Raw genomic sequence first — 15,076 nt, forward strand, 5'->3', positions numbered from 1 at the left:
GCGTCGCGGCTATATCAGCGCTCCCGCGTCGCCCCAAGGGATGCGGGACAAAGAGCAGACGATGCGCTTGTGGCGGAATTGGTAGACGCGCTAGGTTCAGGTCCTAGTGGCTGAAAGGCCGTGGGGGTTCGAGTCCCTCCAAGCGCACCAACACTTCTTGTGTTGGTCTGAGACTATAGTGGGGCCATAGCTCAGCTGGGAGAGCGCTACAATGGCATTGTAGAGGTCAGGAGTTCGATCCTCCTTGGCTCCACCATCATGAAGCCAGCAACCCCGACGGGTTGCTGGCTTTTTCCTTTTGGCACCAGCGCTGCGGCCGATCGTGGTGCGTCGACCGGCGCTCTTGGAACCGGAGTGCCTGGACGCCTCTCAGGGGGCTTGAGGCGGCCGGGCTGCGCAAGCCCGCCATGACCCTGCCAACGATGGCAGGGCCGGCGATACCCTCGGGAAACCGGGCGGGCGAGCCGCGTGGAGCGATGCCCCGGGGCCACCCCGCCCGTGCCTCACGCCTGCCCGACGCTGTGGCCGGCGCCGCGCCCGCGGCGGCCCCGCGCGGCGGGCGGATCGACAACCCCCACATCCTCGCCGAGGGCCGGGTCGCCGGCGCCGTCGGTCTGGTCGGCGCAGCGTTCGGCCAGTTCCCGGATCGCCCCGCGGATTTCCGGATCGCGGATGTTCTGGAAGTAGCGGGCGAGCATCAGCGCCTCGCGGGAGCGCAGCGTGCCCTCGGACTCCTCCGCCTGCGGGCTGGCGGTTCCCGCCTCCTGGGCGGCATGGCGCTCCTCCAGCCCTTCGAAGAAGACGGAGACCGGGACCCGGAAGAACTGCGCCAGCTTGAACAGCCGGCTGGCCGAAACCCGGTTGAAACCACGTTCGTACTTCTGCAGCTGCTGGAAGGTCAGACCCAGAGCCGACGCGACGTCGCTCTGGCTCAAACCGGCAAGCATGCGCAACTCGCGCAGGCGCTGCCCAACAAAGACATCGACCTCATTGAGGCCTTCCTTCTTCTCACGTCCACGTCTTTTCACGGCATTCCCCCATCGGCAACGGTGGCAAAGCCCGATGTCGCGCGAAGCAACATTCGGTTTTGCGTTGGAAAGATTCCGACGTGCTTGTGCCACGATCTTTTTGGTATCGGACAAGCGACCATTGCAACTCAGCTATGACGTCGAGATCACAAAGTCAACCATCGCTGCGATATTTACTACCTACGTCCAAACAAACCCTAGAAAGAGAATGGGTATATGCACGCAGATCATTCCTTCTTTCGAGGTAACTTTTAATTGCTTGCCTCGGAAACGATCGGACGGCCGCGCTTTTGTGGAGAGCCGCTTCGCCGTTTCTCGCCCATTGGTCGGCAAAGGAGCGTTGCAGGCGCGCACCGGTAGGCACAATTTGCCGGGCACTGGGCAATTTCTGCCCACGGATTAACACTCTCTTCATCAAGACAGCCCAGCATGCGCAAGAAAGCGGAGACCGGCGCGGTTTTTGCAAATTCCTTTTTTGCGTCTGCGAAATCAAGAACTTCCCGGAGATCCACCGGGGCATCCGATCGGGGACTAGCGCGTGAACAACCTTCTGCAGACCCTGCGCAATCTTGGTCCCGCGCGCTTGGCCGCCATCGGCGGCGTCGGCCTCCTCCTGATCGGATTCTTCGTCTATCTGATGACGCGCCTCTCCACTCCGGAGATGGAGCTTCTCTACGCCGAACTCCAGCCCACCGAAGCCGCGGCCATCGCCAAGAAGCTGGAGGAGGCGAAGGTCCCCTTCACGGTCGACAAGACCGGCACGAAGATCATGGTCGCCGCCGAACAGGTGGGGCCGACCCGCATGCGGATGGCCGCCGCCGGGCTGCCGTCGGGCGGCTCGATCGGCTATGAGCTGTTCGACAAGGGCGAGGGCTTCGGCGCCACCAGCTTCATGCAGAACATCAACCACCTGCGCGCCCTGGAAGGCGAGATGGCGCGCACGGTGCAGACGCTGAACGGGGTGCAGAGCGCCCGCGTCCATCTGGTGCTGCCCAAGCGCGAGCTGTTCGCGCGCCAGCAGAATCCGGCGACGGCCAGCATCTTCATAAAGCTGCGCCCCGGCGCCCAGCTGTCGCGCGAGAACATCCAGGCGATCCAGCACCTGATCGCCGCCTCGGTGCCGAACCTCGATCCCAGCCGCATCTCCATCGTCGACGACAAGGGCACCCTGCTCGCCCGCGGCACCGGCAACGACAGCGCGGACGCCATGCTGGCCTCGGCGGAGGAGAAGAAGGTCGCCTACGAGAGCCGCATCGCCCGCATCATCGAGGATCTGCTGGGCCGCACCGTCGGCTACGGCAAGGTGCGGGCGGAGGTTTCGGCCGATCTCGACTTCGACCGCATCACCACGCAATCCGAAATCTTCGATCCGGAAAGCCAGGTCGTCCGCTCCACCCAGACGGTGACGGAGGCGAACGAGAGCCACGACCGCGACCCGCTGTCGCCGGTCACCGTGGACCAGAACCTGCCGACCGCGCAGTCGGGCAACAACGCCGGCCCGATCTCGCAGAACAAGCAGAACCGCAGCGAAGAGACGATCAACTACGAGATCAGCCGGACCACCAAGAACCACGTCCGCGAGTCCGGGCAGGTGCGGCGCCTGTCGGTCGCGGTGCTGGTCGACGGCACCTACAGCCTGCCCAGGGACGGCAACCCGGCGGCCTATCAGCCGCGGCCGGAGCAGGAGCTGGAAAGCATCAAGGCGCTCGTCCGCTCCGCCGTCGGCCTCGACGCCGTGCGCGGCGACACGCTGGAAGTCATCAACATGCGCTTCTGGTCGCCGGAAGACGACATCCAGAAACCGGAGGAGCTGTTCCTCGGCATGACCAAGGACGACCTGTTCCGCATCGCCGAGATGGTCGTGCTGGGCATCGTCGCGGTCCTCATCATCCTGCTGGTCATCCGCCCGCTGATCACCCGCGCCTTCGAGAAGGCCGACCAGCAGGAGGAGGACGACATGGACCGCCTGCTGGCCGACCAGAGCGGCATGCCCGCCGCCCTGGCCGCGCCGACCGGCGCGCTGGCCCAGGATCTCGCCCTGGAGGCCGCCCAGGCCGACGAGGAGCTGGAGCAGATGATCGACATCAACCGCGTCGAAGGCCGCGTCCGCGCGTCCTCGCTGCGCAAGGTGGGCGAGATCGTCGAGAAGCATCCGGAGGAAGCGGTGTCGATCCTGCGCAACTGGCTGTATCAGGAGAGCTGACGCGATGAGTTCGGTCCGCAAATTCCTGTTCGACGAGTCCTTCGACGTGGACGCGCCGCCGCGCCGCCAGCATCAGGCCGACGACGACTATTTCGACAACATTCCCCTGCCGGAACCGGAGCCCGAACCGGAGCCGGAGCTGCCGCCCGAACCGCCGCCGCCGGTGTTCGGCGAGGCCGATCTGGCCGCCGCCCGCGCCGCCGGCTTCACGGAGGGCGAGACCGCCGGCAAGTCGACGGGCTACGGCAAGGGCTTCGTGGACGGCAACAACGCCGGCCGCAAGGACGGCTACGAGCAGGCCCGCGTCGAGATCGCGGCGACGGTGCAGGCGCGGATCGCCAACGCGCTGGAAACCGTCGGCAACGGCGTGCAGCATCTGCTGAACGAGCATTACGCCACCAGCGCCCAGCGGGCCGACCAGCCCGTGCACATCGCGCTGGCCATCGTCCGCAAGCTGATGCCGGAGCTGGCGCGGCGCGGCGGGCTGATGGAGGTGGAAGGGCTGGTCCGCTCCTGCCTGACCGACCTGATCGACGAACCGCGCCTGGTGGTGCGAGTCGCCGACGACATGGTGGACGCGGTGCGCGAGCATCTGGATCAGGTGATCGCGGCCCGCGGCTTCGGCGCCAAGCTGATGGTGGTGGGCGATTCCGGCCTCGCGCCGGGAAGCTGCCGGATCGAATGGGCCGAAGGCGGGGTGGAGCGCGACACCGCCGGTCTGCTCGCCCAGATCGAACGGCGGATGGCCGGCCTGCTGGAGGCGCCGCCGGGCTGACACCCCGGCGGACCGATCGCGGCGAACAGGATTTTTTGAGGTTCTAAGGGCTTCTGGAGACTTCGATGGCCAAGGACAGCTTCTCCCTCGACGAGTTGGACGGCGGCGGCCGCAGCGACATTGCGGAGTATGAGACCGGCCTGGGTCCAGCCAAGGATCTGGAAGCGGTCTACGACATCCCCGTCCAGATCTCCGCCGTGCTCGGCAAATCGACCATGCAGGTCAGCCAGCTGCTCAAGCTCGGGCGCGGCGCGGTGGTGGAGCTGGACCGCAAGGTCGGCGAAGCCATCGACATCTACGTGAACAACCGTCTGGTCGCCCGCGGCGAGGTCGTGGTGGTGGAAGACCGGCTGGGCATCACCATGACCGAAATCATCAAGTCGGACCGCGGATGAGCCTCACACGAGACAGCGCTGAATCGTCCCGCCGGGGTGGGCGTTCCGCCCGGCCGCGCGGCGGGGTGGACATGGCGACGCTGGTCGGTCTGGCCGCCGCCGCCGTGGTCATCTTCGTCGCCATGGCGTCGGGCGGCAGTCTGCGCGCCTTCGTCGACCCGCCGTCGCTCATCATCGTGCTGGGCGGCACGCTGGCGGTCACCACCGCCTCCTTCTCGCTGTCCGACGTGGCCATCGCGTGGCGCGACGCCGGGGCGGTGCTGATCCACCGGACCAGCGACCCGCGCGGCGTGGCCCGGCAGGTGCTGCTGCTGGCCGAGGCGGCGCGGCGCGCGCCGGAGACGCTGCGCAACGTCCTGCCGGAACTGAAGCACGAGTCGTTCCTGCACCGCTCGGTCACTCTGGTGGCCGAGGGGCTGCCGCCCGACGACATAGAGCGGATGCTGATCGGCGAGGTCGAGGCGTCGGGCGCCGGCAAGGTCAAGAGCGCCGGCGTGCTGCGCCGCGCGTCGGAAGTGGCGCCGGCCATGGGGCTGATCGGCACGCTGGTCGGCCTCGTCCAGATGCTGGGCAGCCTGAACGACCCATCGAGCATCGGCCCGGCGATGGCGCTGGCCCTGCTGACCACCTTCTACGGGGCAGTGCTCGGCAACGTCGCGCTGGCCCCGCTGGCCGCCAAGGTGGAGCGGACGGCGGAGGAGGACGCGCTCGTCAAGACTCTCTACACCATCGGCGCGGTATCCATCGCGCGTCAGGAAAATCCGCGGCGTCTGGAGATGCTCCTGAACGCCGTTCTTCCGCCTGGAAAGCGGATTCAGTACTTCGACCGGGACTCCGACCGGGGTTCTCCGAGGGGAGCGTAAGATGCGTCTGCTGATCGTTGGAACGTTGGAAGGGTACATCACCGCCGCTGGCAAGATCGCCATGCAGCGCGGGGCGAAGGTGTCCCACACCGACAGCATCGAGGGCGCCCTGAACGCCCTGCGCGCCGCGGCGGGGGCGGACCTCGTGATGATCGACGTCAAACTCGACATCGCGACCTTCATCGAAAGCCTGAAGGCGGAACGGATCACCATTCCCGTGGTGGCCTGCGGCATCGGCACCGACGCCGCGGCGGCGGTAAAGGCGATCCGCGCCGGCGCCAAGGAATACATCCCCCTGCCCCCCGACGCGGAGCTGATCGCCGCCGTCCTGGAAGCGGTGGCGGAGGAAAGCCACGCCATCGTCTGCCAGGACCCGGCCATGCTGGCGACCCTGCGGCTGGCGGACCAGGTGGCGCCCAGCGACGCCTCCGTCCTCATCACCGGCGAGAGCGGCACCGGCAAGGAGCTGATGGCCCGCTACATCCACCGCAAGAGCCGGCGCTCCGACGCGCCCTTCGTCGCGGTGAACTGCGCGGCCATCCCGGAGAACCTGCTGGAATCGGAGCTGTTCGGCCATGAGAAGGGCGCCTTCACCGGCGCCGTCGCCCGCCGGCTGGGCCGCTTCGAGGAGGCCAACGGCGGCACCCTGCTGCTCGACGAGCTGTCGGAGATGCACCCGCGGCTGCAGGCCAAGCTGCTGCGCGCCATCCAGGAGAAGGAGATCGACCGCATCGGCTCGTCCCAGCCGGTGAAGGTCAACGTCCGTCTGGTCGCCACCTCCAACCGCAACCTGGAGAACGAGGTCCGGGCCGGCAACTTCCGCGAGGATCTCTATTTCCGGCTGAACGTCTTCAGCGTCGCCATCCCGTCCCTGCGCGAACGGCCGGCCGACATCCCGCTGATCGCCGACCATTTCCTGAAGAAATACGCGCAGGCCAACGGTCTGGGCGAGAAGCGGCTGTCGGACGACGCGCTGCTGATGCTGCGCGCCCACCACTGGCGCGGCAACGTGCGCGAGCTGGAAAACACCATGCACCGCGCCGTGCTGCTCTCCAAGTCGGAGACGGTCGGGCCGGACGCGATCATGCTGACCAGCCAACTGCTGGCTCCGGAAGGGTCGGCGCAGGCGTCGATCCCGACCAACTCGCCGGTCGCCAACCCCTTCGCCGGGCCAGGCGGCACGGTGCCGCAGGCGCCGCGCGGCTACGGACAGCCGGCTCCCGGCTACCCGACCTCCTACGCGCCGCCGACGGGCCACGCCGCGGGAGCCGCGGCCTACGGCAACGCCGGAGCGGCGTCCGGCGCCCCCGCCGTCCAGGGCCTCGTCGGCCGCACGGTGGCGGAGGTCGAGCGCGACCTGATCATCGGCACGCTGTCGCACTGCCTGGGCAACCGCACCCACGCGGCGAACATCCTGGGCATCTCCATCCGCACGCTGCGCAACAAGCTGAAGCAGTACAGCGAGGAGGGCGTGCCCGTGCCGCCACCGGGCAGCGAGGAACGGGCGGCCTACTGATCCGCTGATCGGGGGAAAGGCGGAGGAGCGGCGGCATGGCACTGACCGAACACAATCCGGGGGCACGCGCGGGCGGCGGCGGCAACATGTCGGCGCTGACCGACATGGTGGCCGTCGCCAAAGGGGCGTTGAAGCGCGGCGACATCGTGATGGCGGCCGGCATCATGCTGATCGTCGTCGGGCTGATCCTGCCGCTGCCGCCGATGCTGCTCGACATGATGCTCGGGCTGAACGTCACCATCTCGGTCCTGATCCTGATGGTGGTGCTGTTCATCGAAAAGCCGCTGGAGCTGTCGGCCTACCCGACGATCCTGCTCATCACCACGCTGCTGCGCCTGTCATTGAACATGGCCTCCACCCGCCTGATCCTGACGCAGGGTCATGAGGGCACGGCGGCGGCGGGCCATGTGATCGAGGCCTTCGCCGGCTTCGTCATGGGCGGCGACTTCATCATCGGCGTGATCGTCTACGCGATCCTGACGATCGTGAACTTCAAGGTCATCACCGCCGGTTCGGGCCGCATCGCCGAAGTGGCGGCGCGCTTCACCCTGGACGCCATGCCCGGCAAGCAGATGGCCATCGATGCCGATCTGTCCGCCGGCATGATCGACGAGACCACCGCCCGCGCCAAGCGCAAGGAGCTGGAGGACGAAAGCGCCTTCTTCGGTTCCATGGACGGTGCGTCGAAGTTCGTGAAGGGCGACGCCGTCGCCGGCCTGATGATCATGTTCATCAACATCATCGGCGGCGTGTCGCTGGCGGTCCTGCGCTACGACATGCCGATCATGCAGGCGCTGGACACCTTCACCAAGCTGACCATCGGCGACGGCCTCGTCTCGCAGATCCCGGCGCTGGTCATCTCCATCTCCGCCGGCTTCCTGGTGTCGAAGGCCGGCACCGGCGGCTCCACCGACAAGGCGGTGGTCGGGCAGCTTACCAACCACGTCAGCGCGCTCGGCCTGTCGGCGGGCGCCATCGGCCTGCTCGCCCTGATGCCGGGCATGCCGATGCTGCCCTTCCTGCCGGTGGTCGCCGCCGTCGGGGCGGCCGCCTACTATCTGCCGAAGATGCGCGCGAAGAAGGAGGCGGAGGAGGCGGAGGCCGCCGCCGCCGAGGCCGCGGGCATGGGCGGACCGGGCGGCGGGGCCGCCCCGGTGGCCGACGAGCCGATCGCCACGGCGCTGGCCATCGACCTGATCCGGCTGGAGCTGGGCTACGGCCTGCTGTCGCTGATCAACCAGCCGCAGGCGGGCAGCCACCGGCTGACCGACCAGATCAAGGGGCTGCGCCGCCAGATCGCCGGCGAGGTCGGATTCGTCATGCCCGCCGTGCGCATCCAGGACAACCTGCAGCTTCCGCCCAACGCATACATCATCCGCGTCAAGGAGATCGAGGCGGGGCGCGGCGACATCCGCCCGAACATGCTGCTGGTCATGGACCCGCGCGGCGAGGCGATGAGCCTGCCCGGCGAGCAGACGGTGGAGCCGACCTTTGGCCTGCCGGCCATCTGGATCGAGCCGGGCTACCGCGAGGAGGCGCTGTTCAAGGGCTACACGGTGGTCGACCCGTCCACGGTCATCACCACGCACCTGACCGAACTCATCAAAGACAACATGCCCGAGCTGCTGTCCTTCACCGAGACCCAGAAGCTGCTGGACGAGCTGGACAAGGAGCACCAGAAGCTGATCGCCGACGTGGTGCCGGCGCAGATCACTGTGGGCGGATTGCAACGGGTGTTGCAGAACCTGCTTGCAGAACGGGTTTCGGTACGCGATCTTGCCACCATTCTGGAGGGCGTGTCCGAGGCGGCAAGCCAAACCCGCAGCATCACGCAGATCACCGAGCATGTGCGCACGCGCCTGGCGCGGCAGATCTGCGACGCGAACATCAACGAGATGGGAGTGATCCCGCTCGTCACCCTGTCCCCCGAGTGGGAGCAGGCGTTCGCGGAATCGCTGGTGGGCGACGGCGACGACCGGCAACTGACGATGGCGCCGAGCCGGCTTCAGCAATTCATCACTTCGGTCCGCCAAACCTTCGAGCGACACGCCATGATGGGCGAGACCCCCGTCCTGTTGACCAGCCCCCTGATCCGTCCCTTCGTCCGCTCGATCGTCGAGCGGTTCCGGCCGGCCACCGTGGTGATGTCGCAGAACGAGATCCACCCCAAGGCGCGGATCAAGACCCTGGGGCAGATCTGATGCAGGCCATGACGAACCAGTGTGACGGGCGGGGAGCGAGCCGATGCGGCTGAAGTCGTTCCACGCCAAGTCCATGTCCGAAGCCATGCGCATGGTCCGCCAGACGCTGGGCGACGATGCCATCATCGTCGCCACGCGCGAGGAGGACGGCGGCGGCGTTCGCGTGACCGCGGCGGTGGAGGACGACGATCTGCTGATGGCGCAGGCGCGCACGGCCCAGCCGACCCGGACCGCCCGCCCCGTGGTGGTGGTTGAGGAGGAGCCGGAGATCGACGTGGGCGAGGTGGTGGCCGACGTGCTGCACCGCCACGGCGTGCCCGCGGCCCTGGCCGAGCAGCTGATCGACGCCGCCGCCGGGCTGGACACCGACGACCCCGCGCTGGCGCTGGGCGCCGCCCTCGATTCCATGTTCACCTTCAGCCCGCTGCAGGACCGGCGCGGCGGCAACAAGCCGCTGATCCTGGTCGGCCCGCCGGGCAGCGGCAAGACGCTGATCGTCGCCAAGCTGGCCGCCCAGGCGGTGTTCCGCAAACGCTCGGTCGGCGTGATCACCACCGACACGGTTCGCGCCGGCGGCATGGAACAGTTGGCCGCCTTCACGCGTCTGATGAAAATCAAACTGGCGACGGTGGAAGACCCCGACGCGCTCGCGGGCGCGTTCGAGGTCAGCCGCGGCGCCGACGTCGTCCTGGTGGATACCGCCGGGCGCAACCCCTACAACCGGGAAGACATGGCCGACCTCAAGGCCCTGCTGTCCGCCGGGGTGGCCGAGCCGATCCTCGTGCTCCCCGCCGGGCTGGACGCCATGGAAGCCGCCGACATCGCCCAATCCTTCAAGGCGCTGGGCGTGCGGCGGATGCTGATCACCCGGCTCGACATGGCGCGGCGGCTGGGCAGCCTGCTCGGCACGGCGCACCGTTCGCGCATGGCCTTCTGCAACGCCAGCGTTTCCTCCAAGGTGGCCGAAGGGCTGACACCGCTGAACCCGGTGGCCTTCGCCCGCCTGATGATGCCCGCCGAGGACAAGGCGGCGCGCAACCGGCCCAAGCCGGCGGCCCCTGCCAAGACCAAAGCCGTTCGTTCTTCGTCGAGGACCATCCCATGACCGATCCGGTGTTTCCGGCCGCCCTCAAGAACGTTCACCCGCTGCGCGGTGCCAACGTCATCGCCGTGGCCAGTGGAAAGGGCGGCGTCGGCAAGACGTGGTTCTCGATCACGCTCGCCCACGCGCTGACCAAGATGGGCAAGAACTCGCTGCTGTTCGACGGCGACCTCGGCCTCGCCAACGTCGACATCCAGCTCGGCTTCCAGCCGAAGAACGATCTCGGCGCGGTCATCAACGGCGACGTGACGCTGGGCCGCGCGGCGCAGCGCTACACCGAGGGCGGCTTCGACATCATCGCCGGCCGCTCCGGCTCCGGGACGCTCGCCCAGTTGCCGAGCCAGCGCCTGTCCGGCCTGCGCAACGACCTGATGGAGCTGGCGCGGCGCTACGACTGCGTCATCATGGACATGGGCGCCGGCGTCGACCGCACGGTGCGCACCCTGTCCGGCCCGGCCGGGACGACGCTGGTGGTGACGACGGACGAGCCGACCTCGCTGACCGACGCCTACGCCTTCATCAAGCTGACCCACGCCACCAACCCCACCGCCGACCTGCGCGTCGTGGTGAACATGGCGCAGAGCGTGAAGGACGGAGAGCGCACCTACGGCACCATCCTGAAGGCCTGCCAGAACTTTCTGAAATACAAGCCCGCGCTGGCCGGCATCATCCGCCGCGACCTGAAGGTGCGCGACGCCATCCGCAACCAGTCGCCGCTGCTGACCCGCTCCCCCAGCTCCGACGCTGCGCGGGACGTGCTGGCCATCGCCCAGCGGCTTCTGAACGGCCAGTAAGGCCGGGATGGGGGGCGCCCTCCCTCCCACGGCCGCCGGTGCGCCCGCCACCCCCGCGGCGGCGGCCACCCCCGCGCCCGCGCCGGTGGTGGTCGCCGAGGGCACGGTCAAGGCGCTGCCGGAGCGGTTGCAGGACATCGCCCGCCCGGTGGTGCTGACCGGCACCGTCGTCGGCACCACGCCGGAGGGCCTCGCCCGCGTGCGCACCCAGGCCGGCGAGGTGCTTGTGCAAACCCCGACGCCGCTGCCCGCCGACAAGCCGGTGACGCTCCAGATCACCCCGGTGCAGATGCTTCTGGAACAGGCCCAGGCCGCGTCGACCGACCCCACCGCAGCCTCCCCCATACAGAGCCTCGCGGCGAAGGTTCTGGTGCTGACCCAAGGCACCCCCTCGACCTCCGTGCCGGGTGCCCCGACCTTGCCGACCGCAGGCGGGCCGCCGGCCGTTCCCGGCCAGACCGGAGCGACGTCCCCTCAGGGCTCTGCGACGCCGGTGGTAATCCTCCCCAGCCCGGCGTCCGCCACGCCGACGGTGGGACCGGCGGGCCAGGCGCTTCCCCTGCTGCTGCCAGGCACCATCGTTCCGGCACTGGTCATCGCCGCGGCGCCGAAGCCCCCGGCTCCGCCCGGTGCGGCCCCTGCCCTGCCCGGCCAGCCCTCCGCCACACCGGCGGCGCCCCCCCTTCCCATCAGTGACGGCGGCAACGGCCAAGCCCCGGCACCGACACAGGCCGGCCAGCCCAACACGACCCCCGCCCCTGCGCAGGCGCCGCCCACGCCTTCGGGCGCATCGCCGCTCCCCGGCAAGCCGATGCTCGACACCACGGTGGAACTCGGCGGCGACGCGGCGCATCCCGGCGGGGACCTTCCGGAAGCCGCCTCCCCCACGAGACCAACCCCCGCGAAGCCTGTGGGGGAACCGGTCCTGACCCAGGGCGGCACCGTCGCCCTCAAGATCCTGACCGTCACTCCCCCGCCGGACCAGCCGCAGGCCGCCCCGCCGGACGACGGGTCTCCGCCACCGGACGGCCAGAGCGCCGGCAACCCGCCCCGCAAGGACGGCGCCCCGACCCAACCCGCTTCCCAGCCCCCGGCGGCACCGCAATCGGCCCCTGCCTCGCCGCGCGGCACCGCGGCCCCGTCCGCATCGCCCACCATGCCCGGCGCGGCCCCCGGCATCTCCCCGGTGACACCGGAAACGCCTGATGGGCCGGTGCTGAAGGGCACGGTGGCCGGCAGCACGCCGCAGGGCCAGCCGATCCTCGCCACGCCGCAGGGCATGCTGGCGCTGAACGTCCAGGGGAGCCTGCCACAGGGCAGCGCCGTCACCGCCGCCCTGACCGATCCGGCCAAGGCGCTCCAGACCGCGCCGCCTCCGCTCGCCACGGAACCGGGACCGCTGAGCGAGCGGGACTGGCCCGCCATGCGCCAGCTCCTGAGCACGCTCGCCGGGGTGGACCGCTCCGCCGCGCAGGCGCTGATCGGCACGGTGATGCCGCAGCCGAACCGCAAGCTGGGCGCGGCGATGAGTTTCTTCCTGTCGGCGATCCGCGGCGGCGACGCCCGCGGCTGGCTGGGGGAGGACGCCGCCTCCGCCCTGGAGAAATCCGGCCAGGGGAGCCTGCTGTCCCAGCTGGAGCGCGAATTCCGCAGCCTTCAGCAGCAGGCGGGCGATCCGCTGCCCGGCGACTGGCGCCCCTACACCCTGCCGATGATGGACGCCAACGGGCTGCTGCCGATCAAGCTGCACATCCATCCGATACATTCGGAAGAGGACGGAAAGACGGGCCGAAAGGGCGGCGACAAGGGAAGCCGCTTCCTGCTCGACCTGGATCTCAGCCGTCTCGGCCCGATGCAGCTCGACGGGCTGGTGCAACCCAACCGGTTCGACCTGATCCTGCGCAGCCACACCCCGCTGACCCCGGAGATCCGCCTGGACCTGATCCAGATTTTCGCGGACAGCATCCGCGCCGTGGGCTACATCGGCGGCCTGTCCTTCCAGTCCGGCGCCAAATGCTGGGTCAAGCTGACCCGGGCCGGAGCGGGCGGCAGCAGCTACACCGCCTGACGAGCCTGGACGCCATGCACCGCCGCGAACTTCTGACCACCGCCGCCAACCCGGACGCCCGCCACGACTATCTGGTGGAGTTGCACGGGGAACCGGCGCCCGGCACCCGCCTGACCCTGCGCTACGTCCCCGACCGCGCGGTTGCCACGCCGGACGGCGTCGCCGCCTATTTCGGCGCCCTGTCCGGCACCGCGGCGGCGGCCGGTCCGGAATCCCTGGCCGTCGCCGTGCTCGACGACCTGAACAATGAGCTGATCCCCCGCTGGGTGGAGATCACGGTGGAGCGGACCCTGCCCGTCCCCCAGCGCGTGGTCATCGAGGACCGCCAGCCCGGTTGGGACAACCCGCATCTTTTCGCCCGAATGCGGCGCGTCTGATCCTCCGATCCCCGTCTCGCCCGTCGTCCGGCATGGCTGCACCGCGCCAAGTCACAGCTTTCGCCGCTTGATTTCCTCAACCCGCATGAGAATAAAGCGGGTCGGCCGGTGCGTGGATGAGTCCGTTGAAACGTACACGAATATTGAGGCGCGTCCAAACCCTCTGGGCGCGCGTTGGGCTTCGCGCACGCCTCGAAGCCTTCATTCTGCTCGCCCTTCTTCCGATGGTGGGCTTGGTCGTCGTCCTTCTGCTTCAAGAACGCAATCAGGACATCGAGCGGGCGCGCGATGCCACCCGTCTGCTGGCGGACCGCGGGGCGCAGCAGCAGGCGCAGATCGTTCAGCAGGCGCATAGCGTCCTCCAGCTTCTCACCCTGGTCCCCGACATCCGGGAGGCGAGCCCCGACCGTTGCGCGACGATGTTGAAACAGGCGACCGACCTTTATCCTTGGAGCACCGGCTTTGGGGTGTTCAACCCCGATGGCAACCTGTTGTGCAGCAGCAACAGGAGCCGGCCCATGAACGTGGCCGACCGCGACTATTTCCGCGAGGCTCTGGCGACGCGCGGCTTCACGGTCAGCAACTTCCTGATCGGACAGAACAGCAAGCAACCCCGCGTGGTCGCGGCCCTGCCGATTCTCGGTGACGATGGTAAGGTCATCCGCGTCCTGTTGGCCGGGGTGGACTTGAACTGGCTTGCGGAACTGTCCGTCGAAATCGCTCATGAATCCGGTGGAACCGTATCGCTGTTCGATTCCGAAGGGACAATCCTCGCGCGCGTGCCGGACCCGCAGGGGATTGTCGGGCGATCGATGACCGATCACCCGATGGTGCGAAAAATCATGGAGGAGGAGGCCGGGATCATCGAGGATGACGGTCTGGACGGCATTCCCCGGATCAGCGGATTCTCGACCCTGGAGGAAACAGGCGCCAAGATCGTCGTCGCCGTCGCGCGCGACGACATCCTGGCCGCGGCCGACCGGAACCTGTTGCTGGGAACCGGCGTCATGGCCGGCGTGGTGCTGCTGATCGTCGGCGGGGTCTGGGTTCTGATGGAGGTGATGGTCCTGCGCCGCCTGCGGGATCTCAAGGCGTCGGCGGCGTTCCTGTCGTCGGACCTCTTCGATCCCCATGCCCCCTGTATGCCCGCGCCGGTCCACCCGACCGAATTCAGCCAGGTCGCCCAGGCGATGCGGACGATGGGACGGACGCTGAGCGCCATCGCCTTCGAGGACCGCCTGACCGGGCTCGCCAACCGGCGCTTCTTCGAGGCCCATGTGGAGCGCCTTCGGGAGCAGCCGGCGCAGGATCAGACCGCGATCGCCATCCTCTACATCGATCTCGACGGGTTCAAGCCGATCAACGACCAGCATGGGCACCACACCGGCGATCTGGTGTTGAAGGAGATCGGCGACCGGCTGGCCCGTTGCGTGCGCCAGGGGGATTTCGCCGCGCGCCTCGGCGGCGACGAATTCGCGGTGCTGCTCTCCCTGGCGGACGGCCATCAGGCGCACTATGCCATGGACGTGGCGCGACGGATCATCAACAGCGTCTCCGCTCCGATCACCGCCGACGGACTCGACGTCGGGATCGGGTGCAGCATCGGGGTCGCGCTCTGGCCGGCGGACGCCGCGGATCTGTCCGTGGCGCTCCAGCACGCTGACCGGGCGCTGTACGCCGCCAAACGCGCCGGCCGCGCGCGCGTGGTGTCCTATTCGGATCTTCCCACCGACAACGCCATGGTCGATTGAACA

At 68.6% G+C, this 15,076-nt stretch carries 12 protein-coding genes and 2 tRNA genes; 13 read left to right on the top strand and 1 reads right to left on the bottom strand.

What is annotated here, in order from left to right; translation table 11 throughout:
• Positions 1–63: 63 nt before the first annotated feature.
• A tRNA-Leu gene (locus tag ACWPN7_RS07235) sits at positions 64–150 on the top strand.
• Positions 151–180: 30 nt separating this feature from the next.
• Positions 181–256, top strand: a tRNA-Ala gene (locus ACWPN7_RS07240).
• Between the two features lie 247 nt (positions 257–503).
• Here ACWPN7_RS07240 and ACWPN7_RS07245 read toward each other — a convergent pair.
• Complete coding sequence (locus tag ACWPN7_RS07245) at positions 504–1,028, bottom strand: helix-turn-helix domain-containing protein (protein WP_081863205.1); 525 nt, start codon at positions 1,026–1,028, stop codon at positions 504–506.
• A 538-nt stretch (positions 1,029–1,566) separates the two neighbouring features.
• Here ACWPN7_RS07245 and fliF point away from each other — a divergent pair.
• From fliF to ACWPN7_RS07300, 11 genes are all read left to right on the top strand, one after another.
• Entirely contained in the window at positions 1,567–3,231 is a 1,665-nt protein-coding gene (fliF, locus tag ACWPN7_RS07250; RefSeq protein WP_040134949.1) for a flagellar basal-body MS-ring/collar protein FliF, read from the top strand.
• A 4-nt stretch (positions 3,232–3,235) separates the two neighbouring features.
• Positions 3,236–4,006 carry a FliH/SctL family protein gene (locus ACWPN7_RS07255; protein WP_459197163.1) on the top strand — a complete coding sequence of 257 codons (771 nt, stop codon included), beginning with the start codon at positions 3,236–3,238 and terminating at the stop codon, positions 4,004–4,006.
• A gap of 65 nt (positions 4,007–4,071) precedes the next feature.
• Positions 4,072–4,401 carry a flagellar motor switch protein FliN gene (fliN, locus tag ACWPN7_RS07260; RefSeq protein WP_014198330.1) on the top strand — a complete coding sequence of 110 codons (330 nt, stop codon included), beginning with the start codon at positions 4,072–4,074 and terminating at the stop codon, positions 4,399–4,401.
• Complete coding sequence (locus ACWPN7_RS07265; protein ID WP_114858039.1) at positions 4,398–5,264, top strand: motility protein A; 867 nt, start codon at positions 4,398–4,400, stop codon at positions 5,262–5,264. The genes fliN and ACWPN7_RS07265 overlap by 4 nt, the downstream gene beginning before the upstream one ends.
• 1 nt (position 5,265) lies before the next feature.
• Complete coding sequence (locus ACWPN7_RS07270; RefSeq protein ID WP_456525773.1) at positions 5,266–6,780, top strand: sigma-54-dependent transcriptional regulator; 1,515 nt, start codon at positions 5,266–5,268, stop codon at positions 6,778–6,780.
• 35 nt (positions 6,781–6,815) lie between these two features.
• Positions 6,816–8,981, top strand: coding sequence for a flagellar biosynthesis protein FlhA (gene flhA, locus ACWPN7_RS07275; protein ID WP_040134957.1), 2,166 nt, complete (start codon positions 6,816–6,818; stop codon positions 8,979–8,981).
• A 43-nt stretch (positions 8,982–9,024) separates the two neighbouring features.
• Complete coding sequence (locus ACWPN7_RS07280; RefSeq protein ID WP_014198326.1) at positions 9,025–10,086, top strand: flagellar biosynthesis protein FlhF; 1,062 nt, start codon at positions 9,025–9,027, stop codon at positions 10,084–10,086.
• Positions 10,083–10,877 carry a MinD/ParA family protein gene (locus ACWPN7_RS07285; protein WP_014198325.1) on the top strand — a complete coding sequence of 265 codons (795 nt, stop codon included), beginning with the start codon at positions 10,083–10,085 and terminating at the stop codon, positions 10,875–10,877. The genes ACWPN7_RS07280 and ACWPN7_RS07285 overlap by 4 nt, the downstream gene beginning before the upstream one ends.
• Positions 10,878–10,884: 7 nt before the next feature.
• Positions 10,885–12,945, top strand: a complete 2,061-nt coding sequence (locus ACWPN7_RS07290; RefSeq protein WP_459197162.1) for a hypothetical protein — start codon at positions 10,885–10,887, stop codon at positions 12,943–12,945.
• 14 nt (positions 12,946–12,959) lie between these two features.
• The gene (locus tag ACWPN7_RS07295) at positions 12,960–13,322 is read left to right on the top strand and encodes a hypothetical protein (RefSeq protein WP_103039658.1); all 363 of its coding nucleotides are present in this window, start codon (positions 12,960–12,962) and stop codon (positions 13,320–13,322) included.
• 233 nt (positions 13,323–13,555) lie between these two features.
• On the top strand, positions 13,556–15,073 hold the full coding sequence (locus tag ACWPN7_RS07300; RefSeq protein ID WP_451993210.1) for a diguanylate cyclase domain-containing protein: 1,518 nt from the start codon (positions 13,556–13,558) through the stop codon (positions 15,071–15,073).
• The last annotated feature ends 3 nt before the right edge of the window (positions 15,074–15,076 follow it).

The organism is Azospirillum sp. UENF 312511 (assembly GCF_058780635.1).

Excerpts from the sequence above, each read along its gene's own strand:
- ACWPN7_RS07265 (WP_114858039.1), top strand. The coding sequence starts at position 4,398 with ATGAGCCTCACACGAGACAGCGCTGAATCGTCCCGCCGGGGTGGGCGT.
- ACWPN7_RS07295 (WP_103039658.1), top strand. The coding sequence starts at position 12,960 with ATGCACCGCCGCGAACTTCTGACCACCGCCGCCAACCCGGACGCCCGC.
- ACWPN7_RS07255 (WP_459197163.1), top strand. The coding sequence starts at position 3,236 with ATGAGTTCGGTCCGCAAATTCCTGTTCGACGAGTCCTTCGACGTGGAC.
- fliN (WP_014198330.1), top strand. The coding sequence starts at position 4,072 with ATGGCCAAGGACAGCTTCTCCCTCGACGAGTTGGACGGCGGCGGCCGC.
- ACWPN7_RS07290 (WP_459197162.1), top strand. The coding sequence starts at position 10,885 with ATGGGGGGCGCCCTCCCTCCCACGGCCGCCGGTGCGCCCGCCACCCCC.
- ACWPN7_RS07280 (WP_014198326.1), top strand. The coding sequence starts at position 9,025 with ATGCGGCTGAAGTCGTTCCACGCCAAGTCCATGTCCGAAGCCATGCGC.
- ACWPN7_RS07285 (WP_014198325.1), top strand. The coding sequence starts at position 10,083 with ATGACCGATCCGGTGTTTCCGGCCGCCCTCAAGAACGTTCACCCGCTG.
- flhA (WP_040134957.1), top strand. The coding sequence starts at position 6,816 with ATGGCACTGACCGAACACAATCCGGGGGCACGCGCGGGCGGCGGCGGC.
- ACWPN7_RS07270 (WP_456525773.1), top strand. The coding sequence starts at position 5,266 with ATGCGTCTGCTGATCGTTGGAACGTTGGAAGGGTACATCACCGCCGCT.